Raw genomic sequence first — 17144 nt, 5'->3', positions numbered from 1 at the left:
CCGCGTCCTGCGGGGCGCGCGGGTGCGCCTCGGGGTGGCGGGGGGGGGGTGGGGCGGCCGGTGGTGTGCGGGCCGGCCGCCGCGGGTGGGGTGGTGTGTCGGTGTGCGAGGTTGGGGGTGGGGTTGGTGGGGATCGTTTATTGGGGGGGGGGGGGGTGTGGGGGGGGGGGGGGGCTGGATGTCGGATGATGCATCAGGTGGCAGGGCCTGGCGTTCGGGGGCGGCATGGCCGTGGGTCTGGCCTGTGACCTGGTCATGGAGTTCGTCCCCAAGCTGTGCCAAGCCTTGCTTGGCCATGGGATGACAGAGGGCCTGACCCGCCGTTGCCGGTCGGGTCAGGCCCTCTGCGTCAGTTGTCTGGATCAGTAGGCCTGCCGGTTCACTTGGCGATCTTCGCGAAGTAGAGCAGGGTGCGAATCATGTTGCAGGTGAAGCCGTACTCGTTGTCGTAGAAGGAGACGGTGCGCACGAGCTGCTCGTCACCAGCGGTGTTCACATCCGTCTGAGTGCCATCCAGGACGCCTGCGTGGGTGTCGCCGATCACGTCGGAGGAGACGATGCCCTCGTCGTTGTAGGCGAAGTAGTCGCGCCCCTCGAAGGCCTTCTTGAAGGCGTTGTTGATCTCGTCGATGGTGACCTTCTTGCCCAGGACGGTGGTCAGCTCGGTGACGGAACCGTCGGGGACGGCCACACGCTGGGCGTGGCCCTGGAGCTTGCCGTCAACGGAGGGTATGACCTTGCCGATGGCCTTGGCCGCACCGGTCGAGTGTTCGATGGTGTTGATCGCGGCTGCGCGGGTGTTGCGCGGCTTGGAACCCTTGGGGCCATCAAGCAGCATCTGGGTGCCGGTGTAGGCGTGGATGGTGGTCATGTAACCGATCTTGATGCCGAACTCGTCATCCAGCACCTTGACCATGGAGGCCATGGAGTTTGTCGTGCAGGAGCCGGCGGACACGATATTGTCGTCTGCCTTGAGGATGCCTTCGTTCACGCCGTAGACGACGGTCGGGGTGGTGTCGTCCTTTGCCGGGGCGGAGATCAGGACCTTCTTGGCGCCGGCGTTCAGATGGGCCTGGGACTTCTCGGCCGAGGTGTAGAAGCCGGTGCACTCCAGTACGTACTCCACGCCGTCGTTCTTGACCCACGGGATGTTGTTGGCGTCCTTCTCGGCATAGACCTTGTATTCCTTGCCGTCGACCACGATCGCATCATCGGTGGAGGAGACCTCGACCGGGCTGCCGTCGTCATGGCGGAAGGGGCCTTGGGTGCTGTCGTACTTGAGCAGGTAGGCCAGGATGGCCGGAGTGGTCAGATCGTTGATGGCGGCGACCTCGATATTGCCGGCTTCACCACCGCGAGCCTGGAGCTCGAAGATACGACGGAAGGCCAGGCGACCAATGCGACCGAAGCCGTTGATACCAATCTTGACTGTCATGTGTACTCCCTTAGAGACTGACCGCCTGCCAGCCAAGCAGGGCCTGACCGAAGGCGGCCGTTTGTTGCTAACGACTCATATTCTAATGCTCAGCCTGTACTTCTTCCCTGCGAAAAGTCTCCTCGTGGGTCGTTCAAAGTGAACAAATAATTTGTGTATATTTGTTGTGCTTTTCGATGTTCAATCGCTCAAATCCTGTGCGTCTCAGTGTTCAGGTGACGCTCCCAATCGCTCAAGTGAAAGCCGACCAGGACTTGGTCACCGTCGACCAGAATCGGGCGCTTAACCAACATACCGTCAGTGGCGAGCAGGCGTAAGGCCTCCTCCTCGCTGAGGTGGTCCGGGCGCTGGTCGTGCGGGAGGGCCCGGTATACCATCCCGGATGTGTTGAAGAAACGCCTGACCGGCAGTCCGCTCATGGCCAGCCAGTGCTTGAGCTCCCCGTAGGTGGGGTTGTCGCCCTTGATGTCACGCTCACGGTAGGACATGCCATGCCGGTCCAGCCAGGTGCGGGCCTTGGCGCAGGTGGAACAGCGGGCGTAGCAGATGAACAGTGGCTGGATAGGTTCGCGAGTGGCCAAGATGATGCTCCTTGTTTCGGTAATGAGAGCCCTCAGGGGACTCAGGCGACGTTCAGATGGTCGGAGAGGGAAAGGTCCAGGGGGCCCAGGCTGGCGGTGGCCTCCAGCCGGGTGGACCAGGCGGGGGAGGGGGCCGACAGCGGATAGCTGACGAGCAGGGTGCCTTCGCGTACGCTGATCCGGGCAGGCCGATCGGCGAGGAACTCGTTGCTGACCCCGGAGCCATGGCTCATGACCATGTCCATCTCCGCCTCCTGCAGTCCGTATTTCAGCCCCTCCTCGCCCACGCCGAGGGAACGGTCGGAGGCTGAGAAGACTGAGATCGTGTGCTCAGAGGCCAGGTCCGGTGCCCAGGCCGGGAATTCAAGAGAGCCATCGCATATGGCGGTCAGTCCTATGCCGTCGCCGACCAGGAGCCCCAGGCCACCATGCTGGGCCAGAAGACAGATGGCCGCTACATTCGCTATCGAGTGGTCGATCCTGCCCCCAAGGCCCCCGTAGATGACGAAGCGTCGATAACCATGCTCCCAGCCCAGCTTCAGTGCCGCCTGCATGTCGGTGTCGTCCTTTTCGGCGGGAAGGCGGATGATTCGGCTCCCGCCCTGGGGAGGGGGGGATGAAATCGAGTCGAAGTCGCCCACTATAAGGTCCGGTTCCAATCCTAGGCTCCTGGCATGGTCGGCGCCGCCGTCCGCCGCGATGACCAGGCTGTGCCTTGGCGTGTCTTGGCCGTTGCGGTACTGGCATCCTGCCCCGAAGACCAGGCAGGTACTGCCGCCGTGTTCATCGCTCATCCGTCCTCGCTCTCACTGGGTTTGGTTCAACGCCTTCCAGCCTAGCGGCCCGGTAGTCGGCCTGCGCGGCACCGGCAGGGATCTGCCGGTGCGTCATGGTCGGGCGATGGCGTGCCGGATTCCGAGCTGAGCGTGTGTCAAGAGCGCAACTACGGCCGTTGGTGGAATAGGTGAGCGGCGATAGCGGTTGCCCAGGTGTGGGCCGTCGTTTCCGACGGCCTGACCGGCGAGTGATGAGGAGATGCGATGAGCGAACGCAAGGACCGCAAGTTGGAGTCGGTCTACCTGGCGGGTGGATGCTTCTGGGGGATGGAACGCTATCTGCAGGGCGTTTCAGGGGTGCGTTCCACCCGAGTGGGCTATGCACAGTCGAATGTGGAGGAACCGTCCTATGATCAGGTGTGCTCAGGGCGGACCGGCGCGGTGGAATGCGTGGAGGTCATATACGATCCGACCATGGTGGGGCTGAGGACGATAGTCCTGCTCTTCCTTGATGCCATTGACCCATTCTCCGTGGACCGGCAGGGCAACGACAGGGGCCGGCAGTACCGGTCGGGCATGTACTGGGAGCCGGGGTACCGGGCCGATCAGGAGCCTGTCTTCCGCTCCGCGCTCAAACGGCTGGAGGAGCGGGAGGGCCGCAAGCCGGCCGTTGAGGTCGCCGAGCTCAGGAACTTCTACCAGGCCGAGGAGTCGCACCAGGACTACCTGCGCAAGCATCCGGGCGGATACTGCCACATCAGTTCCGAACGCATGGCCTCAGTGTCCAGGCGCCAACGGTTCATCGAACGCATCTGGGAGCTTGACCCGTTGCAATATCAGGTGACCCAGGAGGCGGCCACCGAACGCCCCTTCGAGAACGCCTACGACTCGGATTTTCGCAGGGGACTCTATGTGGACCGGGTGAGCGGGCAGCCCTTGTTTTCATCGTCGGACAAGTTCGACGCGGGCTGCGGCTGGCCATCCTTCTCCAAGCCGATCGATCCCCAGACGCTTTCCACCCGGCAGGACTTCAAGCTCCTGGGCCGGCCGCGGATCGAGGTTCGTTCGGCGGCCTCTGATTCCCACCTGGGACACGTCTTCACCGACGGCCCCAAGGAGAGCGGCGGTCTGCGCTACTGCATGAACTCCGCAGCCCTGCGCTTCATTCCCCGGGAGGACATGGAGGCCGAAGGCTACGGCGAGTACATTCCCATGGTGGATGGCGGCGGTGGGGTGTAGCCGGCCGGTATTCCGCCCCGACAGCAGGTTCGTCGGGGCGGAGCCGCCGGTCCTGTCTCCGGGTCTGTGCTATAGTGCTGTTTGCTTGAGCGATCAAGAAAGCGGAAGATCCCACCTGGGAGCCTATCGTGGCTCCGGGTTAATGAATCACGGACAAAGTCCGGCGGCGGGTTTCAGAACACGCATTGCCGTGGCTCGGCACCTTCGGGTGGGTCCGCCTTCGGGAGCTTCGCGCGGGAATGTGTCAGGAAGCGGTAGAAGGAGTCATCATTAGCGCAGAACCTCGGATTAACGACGACATACGGGCCTCACAGGTGCGTCTGATCGGTCCGAACGGTGAGCAGGTGGGGATCATCGCGACCTCCGTCGCCCTCAACCTGGCCAGGGAGGCCAGCCTCGACCTTGTCGAAGTTGCGCCCCAGGCCAAGCCCCCTGTGGCCAAGCTCATTGATTACGGCAAGTTCAAGTACAACGAGAAGGTCAAGGCGCGCCAGGCCCGGCGGAACCAGACCGCGGCCGAAATCAAGGAGATCCGCTTCCGCCTGAAGATCGACGAGCATGACTTCCAGGTGAAGAAAGGCCATGTGGAGCGTTTCCTGTCCGCAGGAGACAAGGTCAAGGTCACCATCATGCTGCGCGGCCGGGAGCAGCGCCGGCCCATCGGCGGCGTGGAGCTTCTGCACAGGCTGGCGGATGAGGTGGCCGATCTGGGTTCGATCGAATCCACTCCCAAGCAGGAGGGCCGCAACATCATCATGACCCTTGCCCCCAAGGGCAAGAAGATCCACACCCAGTCCGAGCAGCGTCGGAGGGGCGACCAGGCCCGGGCGGAACGCCAGGCCCGGCAGGCGGCCCGGCTAGCCGCCAAGAAGGAAGGTCAGAGCGCCAAGCTCCAGGCCGAGAACGAAGCCAAGGCCGAAGTCAGGCGTGTCGATGCCGAGCCGGCCAAGCAGCAGACTTCCACGAAGAAGACAACATCCAAGGAGGGCAGCAATGCCGAAGATGAAAAGTAATTCCGCCGCATCCAAGCGTGTCCGCGTCACCGGCTCGGGCAAGCTCATGCAGGCAGGATCGAGCATGCGCCACAATCTTGAGCACAAGTCAGCCCGAAAGCGGCGCGCCCTCTCGCGTGATGCCGTGCTCGCCAAGAGCCAGGCCAAGAACATGCGGAAGATGCTGAACAAGTAAGCCCCAGGGCCGAAAGCAGCACAGGTCAAGACCCAAGAGATTTCAGAAAGCTGAGGAAACATACATGGCACGTGTCAAGAGGGCAGTGAACGCCCATAAGAAGCGCAGGGTCGTACTGGAGAGGGCCTCCGGCTACCGCGGCCAGCGTTCGCGCCTCTACCGCAAGGCCAAGGAGCAGCTCCTCCATTCCTTCAACTACAACTACCGCGACCGCAAGGCCCGCAAGGGTGACTTCCGCAAGCTGTGGATCCAGCGCATCAACGCCGCCTGCCGCGCACAGGGCATCACCTACAACCGCTTCATCCAAGGGCTGCGTCTGGCTGGCATCGAGCTTGACCGCCGCGCGCTGGCCGAACTGGCCGTCTCCGATATCGATACTTTCAACGCCATCGTGGACGAGGCCAAGAAGGCCCTGCCAGCAGACGTGAACGCGTCGATCGCCGCCTGATCAGGATGTGGGCGGCCTGGTCTTCATCCAGTCGTCCGTAGATCTCAGAGGGTCCCGCACCAGCGGGGCCCTTTGCCATATATGCTCAACATCCCAATTCGCAATCTCCGCGGCAGGAGCCCTAACCCACCTGTCAGCGCGTCGACCCCGCGATACAGTGGTCGCATGAGCGAGAATCCCACGGCCTTCGGCCCATTGGTCGAGCAGTTCCTGGTTCACACCGGGGTGGAGCGCGGCCTGGCTGCAGCCACTGTGCAGGCCTACCGGTCGGATCTATCCCTCTACACCGGATGGCTTGCCGACCACGGCAGAGACAGCCTTGACCAGGTGGGCAAACGTGACGTAGAGGATTTTCTGGCTTCGCTTGCAGGGGAGTCAGCTGCAAGCAAGGCCCGGCGCCTGGCAGCCGTCCACGAGCTCCACCGATTCGCCCTCGGCCAGAGGTTGGTGTCCGTCGACGCATCGCAGGCGGTCAGGGCGCCCAAAGGTGTCTCCCGCCTACCGGATGTCCTCACGATTGACCAGGTCTCCAGGCTCCTTGAGGCATCGGCACCTGCAGGGGCCGACGACCCGGTCTCCCTGAGGGACCGTGCGCTGTTGGAGTTCATGTATGCGACGGGATGTCGCGTCTCCGAGGCTGTGGGTGCCGACCTGACTGACCTGGACCTGGAGCAGGGACTGGCGCGACTGATGGGCAAGGGCTCCAAACAGCGACTGGTGCCCGTCGGCTCTTACGCGCGTCGGGCTTTGGAAGCCTATCTGAACAGGGGGAGGGAGGCATTGGGTCGCAGGGCGAAGCGGAGCCCTGAGATGGCCGCCGTCTTCCTCAACAAACGCGGCAGCCGCCTGTCCCGGCAGTCGGTCTGGCAGATTGTGCGTTCGGCCGCCGGCAGGGCGGGCATCGACGCGCCGATCCATCCCCACACCCTGCGCCATTCGTTCGCCACCCACCTGATCGAAGGCGGTGCGGATGTGCGCACGGTCCAGGAACTCCTGGGACACGCATCGGTGACCACCACCCAGATCTATACGCACGTAAGCCCCCAACGTCTGATGGAGGCGTACCAGACGGCCCATCCCAGGGCACGCTGATTCGGGTGGGGCCTTGCGGATATACTGGGAGCGTACAGTCGAGGATCGAGGCGATTTCGGGGGTCGTCCGGGCGGTGATGCGGCGGTTTGCCGCCGCCGGGTGCCGTCCATGGATGGGTATTGGTAGTGTAAAGGTATGCCTACGGATTTATTGGGACGTGATTACGAGACGTTCGCCGCCCCCGAGCCCCTGAGCCAGCATGGCCCCGCCCGGGTCATAGCGATGTGCAACCAGAAGGGCGGCGTCGGCAAGACGACGAGTTCGATCAACATCGGCGGCGCCTTAAGCGATTACGGCAGACGGGTGCTCATCGTGGACTTCGATCCCCAGGGCGCGGCGACGGTTGGCCTTGGTATCAATGCCAATACCGTGGAATCCACGATATACACAGCCTTGTTCGATCCGAAGATGGATGTGCACAAGGTGGTCATGCACACCGACTTCGAGAACCTGGACATCATTCCGGCCAACATAGACCTGTCGGCTGCCGAGGTGCAGCTGGTCACGGAAGTGGGACGCGAACAGGTCCTGGCCTCCACCCTGAAGCCTCTCATCGACGAATACGACGTGATCATCGTGGATTGCCAGCCGTCCTTGGGTCTGCTGACCGTCAACGCGCTGACCGCGGCGGACGGTGTCATCATCCCGGTGGCGGCCGAGTTCTTCGCGCTGAGGGGTGTGGCCCTGCTCATGCAGTCAATCGAGAAGGTGCGTACCAGAATAAATCCTGACTTACGGGTCTATGGGGTGCTGGTCACCATGTACACCCGCACATTGCACTCGGATGAGGTCCTGCAGCGTATCTATGAGGCTTTCCAGGACAAGGTCTTCCACTCAGTCATCACGCGGTCCATCAAATTGCCGGACGCCACTGTTTCCGGCGTGCCGATCACCATGTACGCCCCCCAGCACAAGACGGCCAAGGAGTATCGGGAGGTGGCCCGGGAGCTGCTCGCGCGCCGCATCGTGGCGTGAGTGCGCTGACGGATACGACTCCCGGTTTTTCGGTAAGTCTCGATGTCTATCAGGGGCCGTTCGATGCCTTGCTCAGTCTGCTTGCGGACAGGCGGTTGGAGCTGACCGAAATATCGCTGGGGTCCATAACCGAGGAGTTCCTGGCCTACGTGAAACGCCTGGACCTGGGACGAAACCTTGATGAGGCCAGCTCCTTTCTGGATGTAGCCTCGGTTCTGGTGGAGGCCAAGTCCGCCGCCCTGTTGCCCGGACAAGGTGAATCCCCGGCCGACGAGCAGTCGATGGAGGCCTTGCGTGAGCGTGACCTCCTGTTCGCCAGACTGCTGCAATACAGAGCCTTCAAGGAAGCGGCCAGCGTCTTTGAACGTGAGCTTGCGCGCGTTGCCGCATCATTGCCCCATCCCGGTCGTGTCGATGAGCGCACGGCCGCGGCCCTGCCGTCGCTGGTATGGACCACCAGCCCCCCTGAGCTCGCCCGCATGGCGGCCCATGCCCTGGTCAACGCGCCGGCGAGCCAGGTTTCGGTAGCCCAGTTGCATGTGCCGATGGTGGACCTGCGCGAGCAGGCGGAGCTGGTGCGGGCACGTCTGCAGGAGAGACCGGGAGAACCACTTGCATTTGCGGCTATTATCGGGGATGCCGCCGGTCGACTGGAGGTCGTGGCGCGCTTCCTGGCTATCCTGGTGTTCTTCCGCCAGCGCGAGGTCCAGTACAAGCAGGCCGGGCCCTTCGAGCCCCTCTACCTGCGCTGGATAGGTGATGTCGATAATGGGGGAGGCATAGACGTGAGCGAAAAGGATTTCTCATGAACGAGGAGACGGCGGAACCGAATCCAAGGCCGGAGGAGACCCAGGCGCGGCCCTTGGACAACGGGGCAACGGGGGACAGGGGCGTCACGCCCGAAGACTTCCCCGGCGGACTGTCCGCATGCCTTGAAGCAATACTGATGACTGCCGATCAGCCACAGCCCTCGGCCGATTTAGCGACGGTGCTGGGGGTAAGCGAGAAGCGGGTGGAATCCTGTCTTGGATCGTTGAGCGACCAGATTGACCGGGAAGGGCATGGCTACCAGCTCAGACGCACAGCCAGAGGCTGGATGTATGCAAGCCGCCCTGACTTCCAGCCGGTGGTCTCGGCTTTCGTGACCGCGGGGCAGAGCGCACACCTGAGCCAGGCAGCCCTGGAATCCTTGGCGATCATCGCCTACCGCCAGCCAATCACGCGCGCCCAGGTGGCCGGCATCCGCGGCGTCAACTCAGATGGGGTCATCCGCTCACTGCTGGTACGTGGTCTGGTCCGGGAGGATGGGGTTGATCCTGAGAGCCGGGCGGCCCTGCTGGTGACCACAGCGCTGTTCCTGGAGCATATGGATATCGCATCGGTCGACGAGTTGCCCTCCCTCGCGCCCTTCCTGCCGGATGAAAGCACAGCTGTCCGTGAGATGAAGCAGCAGCCCTCGCCTGTGCGACCTGCCGTACGCACGACAGACGGGGGTGCGGAGTGATCGGCAACAACCGGGGCTTGCCATGTGCCATACAGGCCATTGCAGTCTTCGCGCCTTACCCGGGGGCGAGGAAGGGTCCCGTCGGCGCAGTTGTGCCTGCCAGTGGGAATTGAGTACTGTTGTGGTGCCCTTTCACGGCGCTCGCCGGGAGTGCCTGGTTCGGCTTTTTCGGGAGGTGGCATAACCTAATGCGATCGTATGGCGGCATGCAGCTCATGGAGCATGCCTCTTTCGCCGTCGGTTGCGCCGTGGCTGTCGTCACCAGCCTGATCCTTTGCTTCGGCGCATTCGCCGTGAACAAGTACAGGGAGTCGAGGGATCGGCCGAAGTTCAAGATCATGCTCGAACCGGAGAATTCCCTGGCCCAGCCGGTGCTGAAAACCAGCTATGGTTTTTCTGCCGCGTTCGGGCGGCAGGACGAGGTGCTGTTCGACCTATACGGTCCTGGCACCCGCTTCGCCCAGCAGGAGTACGCGGGAATCATCAGCCGTTGGAAGAAGGAACGGACCTCGAAGGGGTACCGGTATATCGGTTATTTTGCAGAATTCGAGTACCAGGAGCTGCCCGCGGAGTTCTCGGTCGCCGACAACAAGGATGCCGATGACATAGTCCTGACCCCTTCCGGGATCAGTTTGAGCAAGGGTCGTCTGACTTTCTTGCGGTTCGATTGGGATGAATTCCTGTTCCGCGTGGAGGATAACCGTATCATTATCGAGAATCTCGAGGGGGTGCCTGTCTTCGAGAATTCGACGGCGAGCCCGGTTCTGGAGCTGCATGTCGCCCAGTTCGCGCATGACGGCAACCTGCTGGAGGAGCTGCTGACCAAGTATGCGAATGAAAAGTTCTGAGGTCGCACGGCGGTGTTCGTCCACGCATCCGTGGACACGCAGCGGTTGCCTTGCGCATAAGGTAGCCCGGCTGTCATCTGCTGCGCGTATCATTGCGAAGGTTTGTCCGCCTAGAATCGGGCGGCGTTTGAGAATGAGGTTTTGATGGCGGTACGTGGAGATATTCGTAATGTGGCAATTGTGGCTCACGTCGATCACGGTAAAACGACGCTGGTGAATGCCATGCTGCAGCAGTCGCACGTCTTCTCCGAGCGTGAGGAAGTGCCCGACCGTGTGATGGATTCCAACGACCTTGAGCGCGAGAAGGGCATCACCATCCTCGCCAAGAACACCGCCGTCAAGTACACCGGCCCCCTGGCCGCCGAGCTGGGCGAGCCCGATGGCATCACCATCAACGTCGTGGACACGCCCGGACACGCCGACTTCGGCGGCGAAGTGGAGCGCGGTATCTCCATGGTCGACGGCGTGGTCCTCTTGGTGGATGCCTCCGAAGGCCCGCTGCCCCAGACACGCTTTGTCCTGCGCAAGGCACTGGAATCGAAGCTACCGGTGATCCTGTGCGTCAACAAGGTGGACCGTCCCGATGCCCGTATCTCCGAGGTGGTGTCCGAATCGACGGACCTCCTGTTGGGGCTGGCGCAGGATGTGTCCGAAGAGGGCGTGGACCTGGATCTGGATTCCCTGTTGGACCTACCGGTCATCTACTGCGCGGCCAAGGCGGGCAAGGCTTCGGTGAACCAACCCGCCGACGGGGGTCTGCCCGACAATGACGACCTTGAGCCCTTGTTCGATGCGATTCTGAAGAACATCCCCGCTCCGGTCTATGAGGAGGGGGCGGCCCTGCAGGCTCATGTGACCAATATCGACGCTTCCGACTACCTGGGTCGTCTGGGTCTGGTCCGCATCTACAACGGGACCTTGAAAAAGGGCACCCAGTATGGGCTTTCACGCGTGGATGGATCGGTCGAACACTTCAAGCTCACCGAGATTCTTCGCACCCAAGGACTGGACCGTGTGCCTGCCGAGGAGGCCGGCCCCGGCGATATCGTGGCCGTGGCGGGCGTCGAGGACATCATGATCGGCGAGACCATCGTCGATCCCGATGACCCAAAGCCACTGCCGCTCATCCATGTCGATCCGCCGGCCATATCCATGACCTTCGGCACCAACGATTCCCCGTTGGTGGGAACCGAGGGCAAGGATCACAAGCTGACCGCCCGCATGCTGAAGGACCGTCTGGACCATGAGCTGATCGGCAACGTCTCCATCAAGGTCATGCCGACCGAACGCCCGGATGCCTGGGAGGTGCAGGGCCGCGGCGAGCTCGCTCTGGCGATCCTGGCCGAGCAGATGCGTCGTGAGGGATACGAACTGACCGTGGGGCGCCCGCAGGTTGTCACCCAGATGATCGACGGCAAGCTCAACGAGCCGATGGAGTCCGACACCATAGACGTGCCCGAGGAGTACATGGGTGCCGTCACCCAGCTGATGGCCGACCGCAAGGGCCGTATGGATTCCATGAGCAACCACGGCTCAGGCTGGGTGCGCATGCAGTTCACGGTGCCTTCCAGAGGCCTGATCGGCTTCCGTACCGCCCTCCTGTCCGCGACCCGTGGCACCGGCATCTCGTCGTCCATATCCGCTGGTTATGCCCCCTGGGCCGGCGAAATCTCCACCCGGCAGAACGGGTCGATGGTGGCGGACCGTGCCGGTAAGGCTAGCCCCTACGCCATGCAGAAACTGCAGGCCCGCGGCAACTTCTTCGTAAAACCACAGGATCCGGTCTATGAGGGCCAGGTGGTGGGCGTGACGAACAAGCCCGGCGATCTGGACATCAACGTGACCTTGGAGAAGCACATGACCAACATGCGCTCAGCCACGGCCGACGTGTTGGAGACCCTGACACCGCCGATCCAGATGAGCCTGGAGGAGTCCCTGGACTTCGCCAACGAAGACGAGTGCGTGGAGGTCACGCCCGAGTCCATCCGCGTGCGCAAGATCATCCTGGACCGCGACGCCTGGTACAAGTGGAACGCCCGTCAGCGCAGGGCCAATCAGAAGAGCCAGTGATCCCACCGGCTGATCCAGCCTGGCGGTGAACCCCATGAACCGCCCGGTCCGCGACGGGGCACATCCCCGTACGGCCCGGTCGGTTTCGTGTTCAAGGAGGCTTCATCCCATATAGGAGGGGGTGTCGGGGCTGACCGCAGCGGCACTGTTGACGGATGGAGCTAGGCTGTTGGTTATGCGTCAACCTCATGCCAGCCCCGTTCGTAGGGCGCGCCTCTACCCGGCGACCTTGCTGCTGGGTGCCTTGAGCGGGCTGATCGGCACTCTGGCCCATCGCGCCGGTGCAGCCGGCCCCATTCCCTATGGGTTGGTCATTGCATTCGCCATGCTGATCGTATCGGCCTGGTGGTCGCGGTCCGCCGCCGGCCCAGTGGGTCTCGGCCTCCACTTGATCGGCTCATCCAGTCTGCTTTGGCTGCTGATGGGGCGTGGACCGGGTGGTGATGTACTTATCCCGATCGGCAGTCCGGCGTTCACCGGCTTCTTCGACCGCAGGGCCGGCATGATCTGGCTCATCGGATCCCTTCTTGCTCAGCTGGCGGTCCTGGCCATCCCCCGGTCCTGGCTCTCCGGACCGGGTGGATCACCTGGGAGGCCGGCATGAGTCAGCGGCCCATCCTGTACTATCTTGGCCCTGAAGGCACCTTCACCCACCAGGCGGCCTTGCAGGCCCAAGCGGGCCTGGAGACCGCCCTGGGGAGGGCCCCTCGGTTGGCAGCGGTCGATCGGGCGTCTTCGATCATCGAACGCGTGGACCAGGGCCGAGGCTGGGGGATCCTAGCCTGGGAGAACAACGTGGAGGGCACCGTCGTGCCCAATTTGGACGGCTTGATCAATGCCCCACGGACCGCCGGATTCGCACGGCTTGGACTGGACATCACCTTTGACGCTTTTGTGCGACCCGACCACGGCGTCCTGACCCAGGTGAGCGCTCACCCGCACGGTCTGGCCCAATGCCGTGCCTTCAGCGATGCCATGGGTCTCGAGGAGGTTCCGGCTACGTCCAACGCCGCCGCCTGCCGGGACCTGGGGCCCCAGCAAGTGGGGCTGGGGCCCGCCTTGTGCGGTCGACTCTATGGGCTTGACCGCTACCGGGCGGGTGTCCAGGATTTCCAGGGCGCGCGCACGGATTTCCTGCTGCTTGCGCCAAGAGGGCAGGCCGTGGAGCTATCGCAGGCATGGGCGCGCGCCCAACGGGGCGGGAACACGGCAAGCGATACGTGTGCCTACGAGTCGATCCTGGCCCTGATCCCCCTGCAGACAGGGCCGGGTGTACTGGCCGGTTTGCTGGATCGGATGCGAGACGCCGGTCTGAACATGACCGCCTTCATGTCCCGGCCGATCAAAGGTCAGGACGGGGCATACTCATTCATAGCGACCGTGGATTCGGCCCCATGGGAGCCGTCCTTGCATACCTTGCTGGAGGATTTGGCCGGGCGTGCCGTCTGGGTCAAGACGCTGGCGGTGGATGCCCGCATGCCCAGGCCGGACCCCCCGGTGGACCAGTGGATGCTGCCCGTCGGAGGCCTTGTGGCCGGCCGTTCCTCCGCTGGAGAACCAACTGCCATATCAAAGAACGAGGAGCTCCTGTGGCCCACGATGTAAACATGCACCCACTGCCAGGGACGGCGGCTTCCCCCATTCTTACCTCCGCCCACAAGATCGGCATCGTCGGATTGGGGCTGATCGGCGGTTCACTGGCACGCCGGCTGGTCGGACGAGGCCGTTTCGTGGTCGGTTGGAACCACACCACCGCCCCCTATGCGGCGGCCCAGCGGGCGGGCATACATACTGTGGACAGTCTGGAGGAACTGGCCCAAGGCAAGCCGGACGTATTGGTCCTGGCCACACCCCTTAAGGCCATGCCCGAGATGCTGGAACGTCTGGCGCCGGTTCTGCCCAAAGCCAGTACCCTCACCGATGTTGGTTCCGTCAAGGGCCCGGTGCGCGAGCAGGTGGCGGCCGTCGGTTTGTCCGACCGATATGTCGGCGGACATCCGATGACAGGCAACGAGCATTCGGGTTTCGCCGCCTCCGACCCAAACCTCTTCGATTCGGCCCTGTGGGCTTTGTGTGTGGATGAAAGCACGGATTACGGGCGTTTCCTGACAGTCGCTGACATGGTCATCCAAGGCTTGGGCGATCAGCTCATCTGCTTGGACGATGGTACGCACGACCGTTCCGCCGCACTCATCTCCCATATGCCGCATGTGGTGTCCACGGCTTTGGCGGCACTCCTGGCCGGGCATCCGGACAGGCAGGTGGCCGCCGCCCTCGCCGCGGGTTCCTGGCGGGACATGACCAGGGTGGCTTTGACCGATCCGGAGCGTACGCGAGCCATGGTCGAGGAGGACCGGCCGAATGTGGCCGCACTGTTACGTGAACTCGCCTCTCGCCTGGACGGTGTCGCCGCCGAAATGGAATCCGGCGCCGATCTGGGGCCTTTCTTCGACTCCGCCCAGCCCTTCCGTGATTACCGGGCCTGCCAGATGGAAGCGAAGCGGACTCCGGATCATGAGTTGGAGGAGGAACTGATCCTGGATGGGCATGGCTGGCGGGAGCAGCTTCTTGACTCTGCCCGCCGGGGCCGTCGTATCGTGCGCTTCGACAGCGTCCACCGTGCCATAGAGGTCAGCGGACCGAATTGGTGAGGCACCATCGATCAGTCATTCAGGATGCGCTGCCGTCCCTATGGCCGAAAGGGTATCTGCGTTCGGGGATGGGCTTGACGGCAACGATGGCGGCCACATCCAGCCGAACATCCTGGGATGGTCTGCTTCCGTTGGCGGCGGGGTCTCGCCTCAGGGTCAACATCCGTCCGTCACATGCGCGTACATGCCCAATGAAATCCCTGTAGGTCATCCGACCACTGGCCGGATCCACACTGTCTGCCATGCGCACCACGACCCTCGACCCCACCGGCATGCGTTGGACGGCCGATGATGGCAGTGCGGCGCTCTGCTGCGGTCCATCAGGCGACGGCAGTGATGGATGCCCTTCTTCCGGTGCGGTCATGTCCCACCTCCACCGCCCATTGTAAAGGGCGGAGAGGGGGAACTGCGGACATGCCGGGCCGGCATAGAATGGTATGCGCGCAAAGGAGGCTGGCCATGCGATTCGACAATAAGTTGGAAGCTTTCACCGACCATCTGACCCATGTGGAGGGGGAGAGCGCCAACACCGTCAAAGCCTACCGCTCCGATTTGGTCGCTTTCCTTAATTTCCTGCGGCTGCGCGGTTTGGATGACTTGGGTCAGGTGACCATCGAGACTCTCCGCTCCTGGATGGCCCATGAGTCCCGCGGTCGTTCCCGGGCGACCCTGGCCCGGCGGACGGTGTCCGTCCGCCGGTTCTTCGCTTTCCTGGCCGACAGGGGTCTCATCGACAAGGACCCCGCGGCGACGTTGGCCACGCCCCGTATCCCGGACCGTCTGCCGCAGGTGTTGAGTGAGGAAGAGGCCGGCCGGATGATGGAAGAGGCCGGGCGGGAGGCCGGTCGCGGTCCTGGATCCGAGGCCCACGGCCGGGACTGCGGGGTTGAAGGAGGCGGGCGGTCTGTCAAGGAGAAGGCCCTTGCCTGCCGTGATCGGGCGATCGTGGAACTCCTGTACGCGACCGGTATGCGTGTGGCCGAGTTGACGGCTTTGGACCAGAAGGATGTCGACTTCCAATCCCGCACGGTCAAGGTCATGGGCAAGGGGTCGAAAGAACGGGTGATTCCCTTCGGCCTACCTGCCGCACATGCCTTGGAGGATTGGCTTGGTCAGGGGCGCCCTGGTCTGGCGGCGCGATCTTCCGGGATGGGCGGTCCTGCCCTTTTCCTGGGTGCCAGGGGCGGGCGGATCGGACAGAGGCAGGTGAGGGATGCGGTCCATCGGATCTCAGCGGATGCCGACCTGCCTTCCATCTCCCCACACGCCCTTCGCCATTCCGCGGCCACCCACCTGCTGGATGGGGGGGCGGACCTGCGTGAGGTCCAGGAAATGCTTGGTCATTCATCCCTGCGAACCACGCAACGCTACACGCATGTCTCCATCGACCAGCTGCGGCAACGCTACGATCTGGCCTTCCCCCGGGCATAGGGGGCACGGCCGCCCCTAGGCCACGAAACCGTGTCGGTTTGCATCTGTCCACAATGTGGACAGCGCATTCGGTCGTAACATTGCCCACGTAACATTCACACTATCTTGGACGGCGCCACCCTTGTCGTTTCAGGTTACAGCGACGCAGTACCCTCTGCCCGCCTCATGAGTCACAAATCATAAGGAACAGAAGAGAGAGGCTGTGATTGTGATCAAGCATATACGAAATCTGTCCGCCGCTGCGGTGGCCGCCACTATGATCCTGTCCCTCGGGGCATGTGGATCCTCAGGTTCCGGGGATTCCAAGGCTGGTGGCGACCCCAATGCGGTCGTCAAGGCGTACAGCACCGAACCACAGAACCCCCTTGTCCCCGGCAACACCAATGAGCGCGGGGGCGCGCGACCGGTCATGCTTCTCTTCGCCAAACTGGTGGCGGTGACCCCAGACGGCAAGACGGTCAACGAAGTGGCCGACTCCATCAAGCCGAATCAGGACAACACCCAGTACACGGTCAAGCTCAAGCCTGGCTGGAAGTTCACGGATGGTAGTCCGGTCACGTCATCATCCTTCACCAGGGCCTGGTCGTATGTGGCCAACGCCGCCAACGCCCAGCTCAATGCCAGTTTCTTCTCCCTGATCAAGGGCTATGACGACCTGCAGAAGCCAGATGCCAAGCCCGACGCCCAATTGGAGGGTCTCAAGGTGATCGACGACAGGACCTTCACCGTGGACCTGGTCCAGGCGGATTCGGTCTTCCCGATCAAGGTCGGATACGAGGCCTTCTCGCCGCTGCCGGAATCCTTCTACAAGGATCCCAAGGCCTTCGGTGAGCATCCTGTGGGCAATGGCCAGTACAAGTTCAAGTCCTGGGAGCACAACAAGTCCATCCAGCTGGTCAGGAACC

General features: G+C 63.0%; 19 protein-coding genes. 15 read left to right on the top strand and 4 right to left on the bottom strand.

All coding sequences use genetic code 11. The features are described 5' to 3' along the window. Positions 1–379 precede the first annotated feature (379 nt). From gap to CRD59_RS07320, 3 genes are all read right to left on the bottom strand, one after another. Positions 380–1435 carry a type I glyceraldehyde-3-phosphate dehydrogenase gene (gene gap / locus CRD59_RS07330; protein ID WP_113854032.1) on the bottom strand — a complete coding sequence of 352 codons (1056 nt, stop codon included), beginning with the start codon at positions 1433–1435 and terminating at the stop codon, positions 380–382. Positions 1436–1623: 188 nt separating this feature from the next. Continuing rightward, positions 1624–2016 carry an arsenate reductase family protein gene (locus CRD59_RS07325; RefSeq protein ID WP_236632787.1) on the bottom strand — a complete coding sequence of 131 codons (393 nt, stop codon included), beginning with the start codon at positions 2014–2016 and terminating at the stop codon, positions 1624–1626. Between the two features lie 41 nt (positions 2017–2057). Continuing rightward, a complete protein-coding gene (locus CRD59_RS07320) occupies positions 2058–2810 on the bottom strand; it encodes a thiamine diphosphokinase (protein ID WP_113854031.1) in 753 nt (250 codons plus the stop codon). Between the two features lie 246 nt (positions 2811–3056). Between CRD59_RS07320 and msrB the strand changes: the two genes are divergently transcribed. From msrB to CRD59_RS07255, 13 genes are all read left to right on the top strand, one after another. Next, the gene (gene msrB, locus CRD59_RS07315; protein WP_113854030.1) at positions 3057–4031 is read left to right on the top strand and encodes a peptide-methionine (R)-S-oxide reductase MsrB; all 975 of its coding nucleotides are present in this window, start codon (positions 3057–3059) and stop codon (positions 4029–4031) included. A gap of 239 nt (positions 4032–4270) precedes the next feature. Further along, entirely contained in the window at positions 4271–5044 is a 774-nt protein-coding gene (infC, locus tag CRD59_RS07310) for a translation initiation factor IF-3 (RefSeq protein ID WP_113854029.1), read from the top strand. Further along, positions 5025–5219, top strand: coding sequence for a 50S ribosomal protein L35 (gene rpmI / locus CRD59_RS07305; protein ID WP_113854028.1), 195 nt, complete (start codon positions 5025–5027; stop codon positions 5217–5219). The genes infC and rpmI overlap by 20 nt, the downstream gene beginning before the upstream one ends. Before the next feature lie 64 nt (positions 5220–5283). Beyond that, positions 5284–5667 carry a 50S ribosomal protein L20 gene (rplT, locus tag CRD59_RS07300; RefSeq protein ID WP_113854027.1) on the top strand — a complete coding sequence of 128 codons (384 nt, stop codon included), beginning with the start codon at positions 5284–5286 and terminating at the stop codon, positions 5665–5667. A 165-nt stretch (positions 5668–5832) separates the two neighbouring features. Next, positions 5833–6759, top strand: coding sequence for a site-specific tyrosine recombinase XerD (xerD, locus tag CRD59_RS07295; RefSeq protein WP_113854026.1), 927 nt, complete (start codon positions 5833–5835; stop codon positions 6757–6759). Positions 6760–6895: 136 nt separating this feature from the next. After that, positions 6896–7735 (top strand): ParA family protein, encoded by an 840-nt coding sequence (locus CRD59_RS07290; RefSeq protein ID WP_113854025.1) that lies wholly within the window; start codon positions 6896–6898, stop codon positions 7733–7735. After that, positions 7732–8544 (top strand): segregation and condensation protein A, encoded by an 813-nt coding sequence (locus CRD59_RS07285; RefSeq protein WP_236632786.1) that lies wholly within the window; start codon positions 7732–7734, stop codon positions 8542–8544. Before CRD59_RS07290 ends, CRD59_RS07285 begins: the two co-directional genes overlap by 4 nt. Then, complete coding sequence (gene scpB / locus CRD59_RS07280) at positions 8541–9239, top strand: SMC-Scp complex subunit ScpB (RefSeq protein WP_113854024.1); 699 nt, start codon at positions 8541–8543, stop codon at positions 9237–9239. Before CRD59_RS07285 ends, scpB begins: the two co-directional genes overlap by 4 nt. 188 nt (positions 9240–9427) lie before the next feature. Next, the gene (locus CRD59_RS07275; protein WP_127920979.1) at positions 9428–10087 is read left to right on the top strand and encodes a hypothetical protein; all 660 of its coding nucleotides are present in this window, start codon (positions 9428–9430) and stop codon (positions 10085–10087) included. Between the two features lie 144 nt (positions 10088–10231). Beyond that, positions 10232–12157: a translational GTPase TypA gene (gene typA / locus CRD59_RS07270; RefSeq protein ID WP_113854022.1), complete on the top strand. Its 1926-nt coding sequence runs from the start codon at positions 10232–10234 to the stop codon at positions 12155–12157. A 175-nt stretch (positions 12158–12332) separates the two neighbouring features. Beyond that, a complete protein-coding gene (locus CRD59_RS07265; RefSeq protein ID WP_113854021.1) occupies positions 12333–12761 on the top strand; it encodes an alcohol dehydrogenase in 429 nt (142 codons plus the stop codon). Beyond that, positions 12758–13762, top strand: coding sequence for a prephenate dehydratase domain-containing protein (locus tag CRD59_RS07260; RefSeq protein WP_113854020.1), 1005 nt, complete (start codon positions 12758–12760; stop codon positions 13760–13762). Before CRD59_RS07265 ends, CRD59_RS07260 begins: the two co-directional genes overlap by 4 nt. Positions 13763–13764: 2 nt before the next feature. After that, on the top strand, positions 13765–14808 hold the full coding sequence (locus CRD59_RS07255; RefSeq protein WP_113854019.1) for a prephenate dehydrogenase: 1044 nt from the start codon (positions 13765–13767) through the stop codon (positions 14806–14808). Between the two features lie 19 nt (positions 14809–14827). Here the strand turns inward: CRD59_RS07255 and CRD59_RS07250 are convergent, their stop codons facing one another. After that, on the bottom strand, positions 14828–15082 hold the full coding sequence (locus tag CRD59_RS07250) for a DUF6725 family protein (RefSeq protein ID WP_113854033.1): 255 nt from the start codon (positions 15080–15082) through the stop codon (positions 14828–14830). Between the two features lie 185 nt (positions 15083–15267). Between CRD59_RS07250 and CRD59_RS07245 the strand changes: the two genes are divergently transcribed. Continuing rightward, positions 15268–16239, top strand: a complete 972-nt coding sequence (locus CRD59_RS07245; protein ID WP_113854018.1) for a tyrosine recombinase XerC — start codon at positions 15268–15270, stop codon at positions 16237–16239. Positions 16240–16495: 256 nt separating this feature from the next. Further along, positions 16496–17144: peptide ABC transporter substrate-binding protein (locus tag CRD59_RS07240; RefSeq protein WP_130341225.1), on the top strand; the 649-nt coding region annotated here is incomplete at its 3' end.

It is taken from the genome of Bifidobacterium xylocopae (assembly GCF_003315615.1).
Lineage (GTDB): Bacteria > Actinomycetota > Actinomycetes > Actinomycetales > Bifidobacteriaceae > Bombiscardovia > Bombiscardovia xylocopae.
This window is presented reverse-complemented; position numbering and strand designations above follow the sequence as displayed.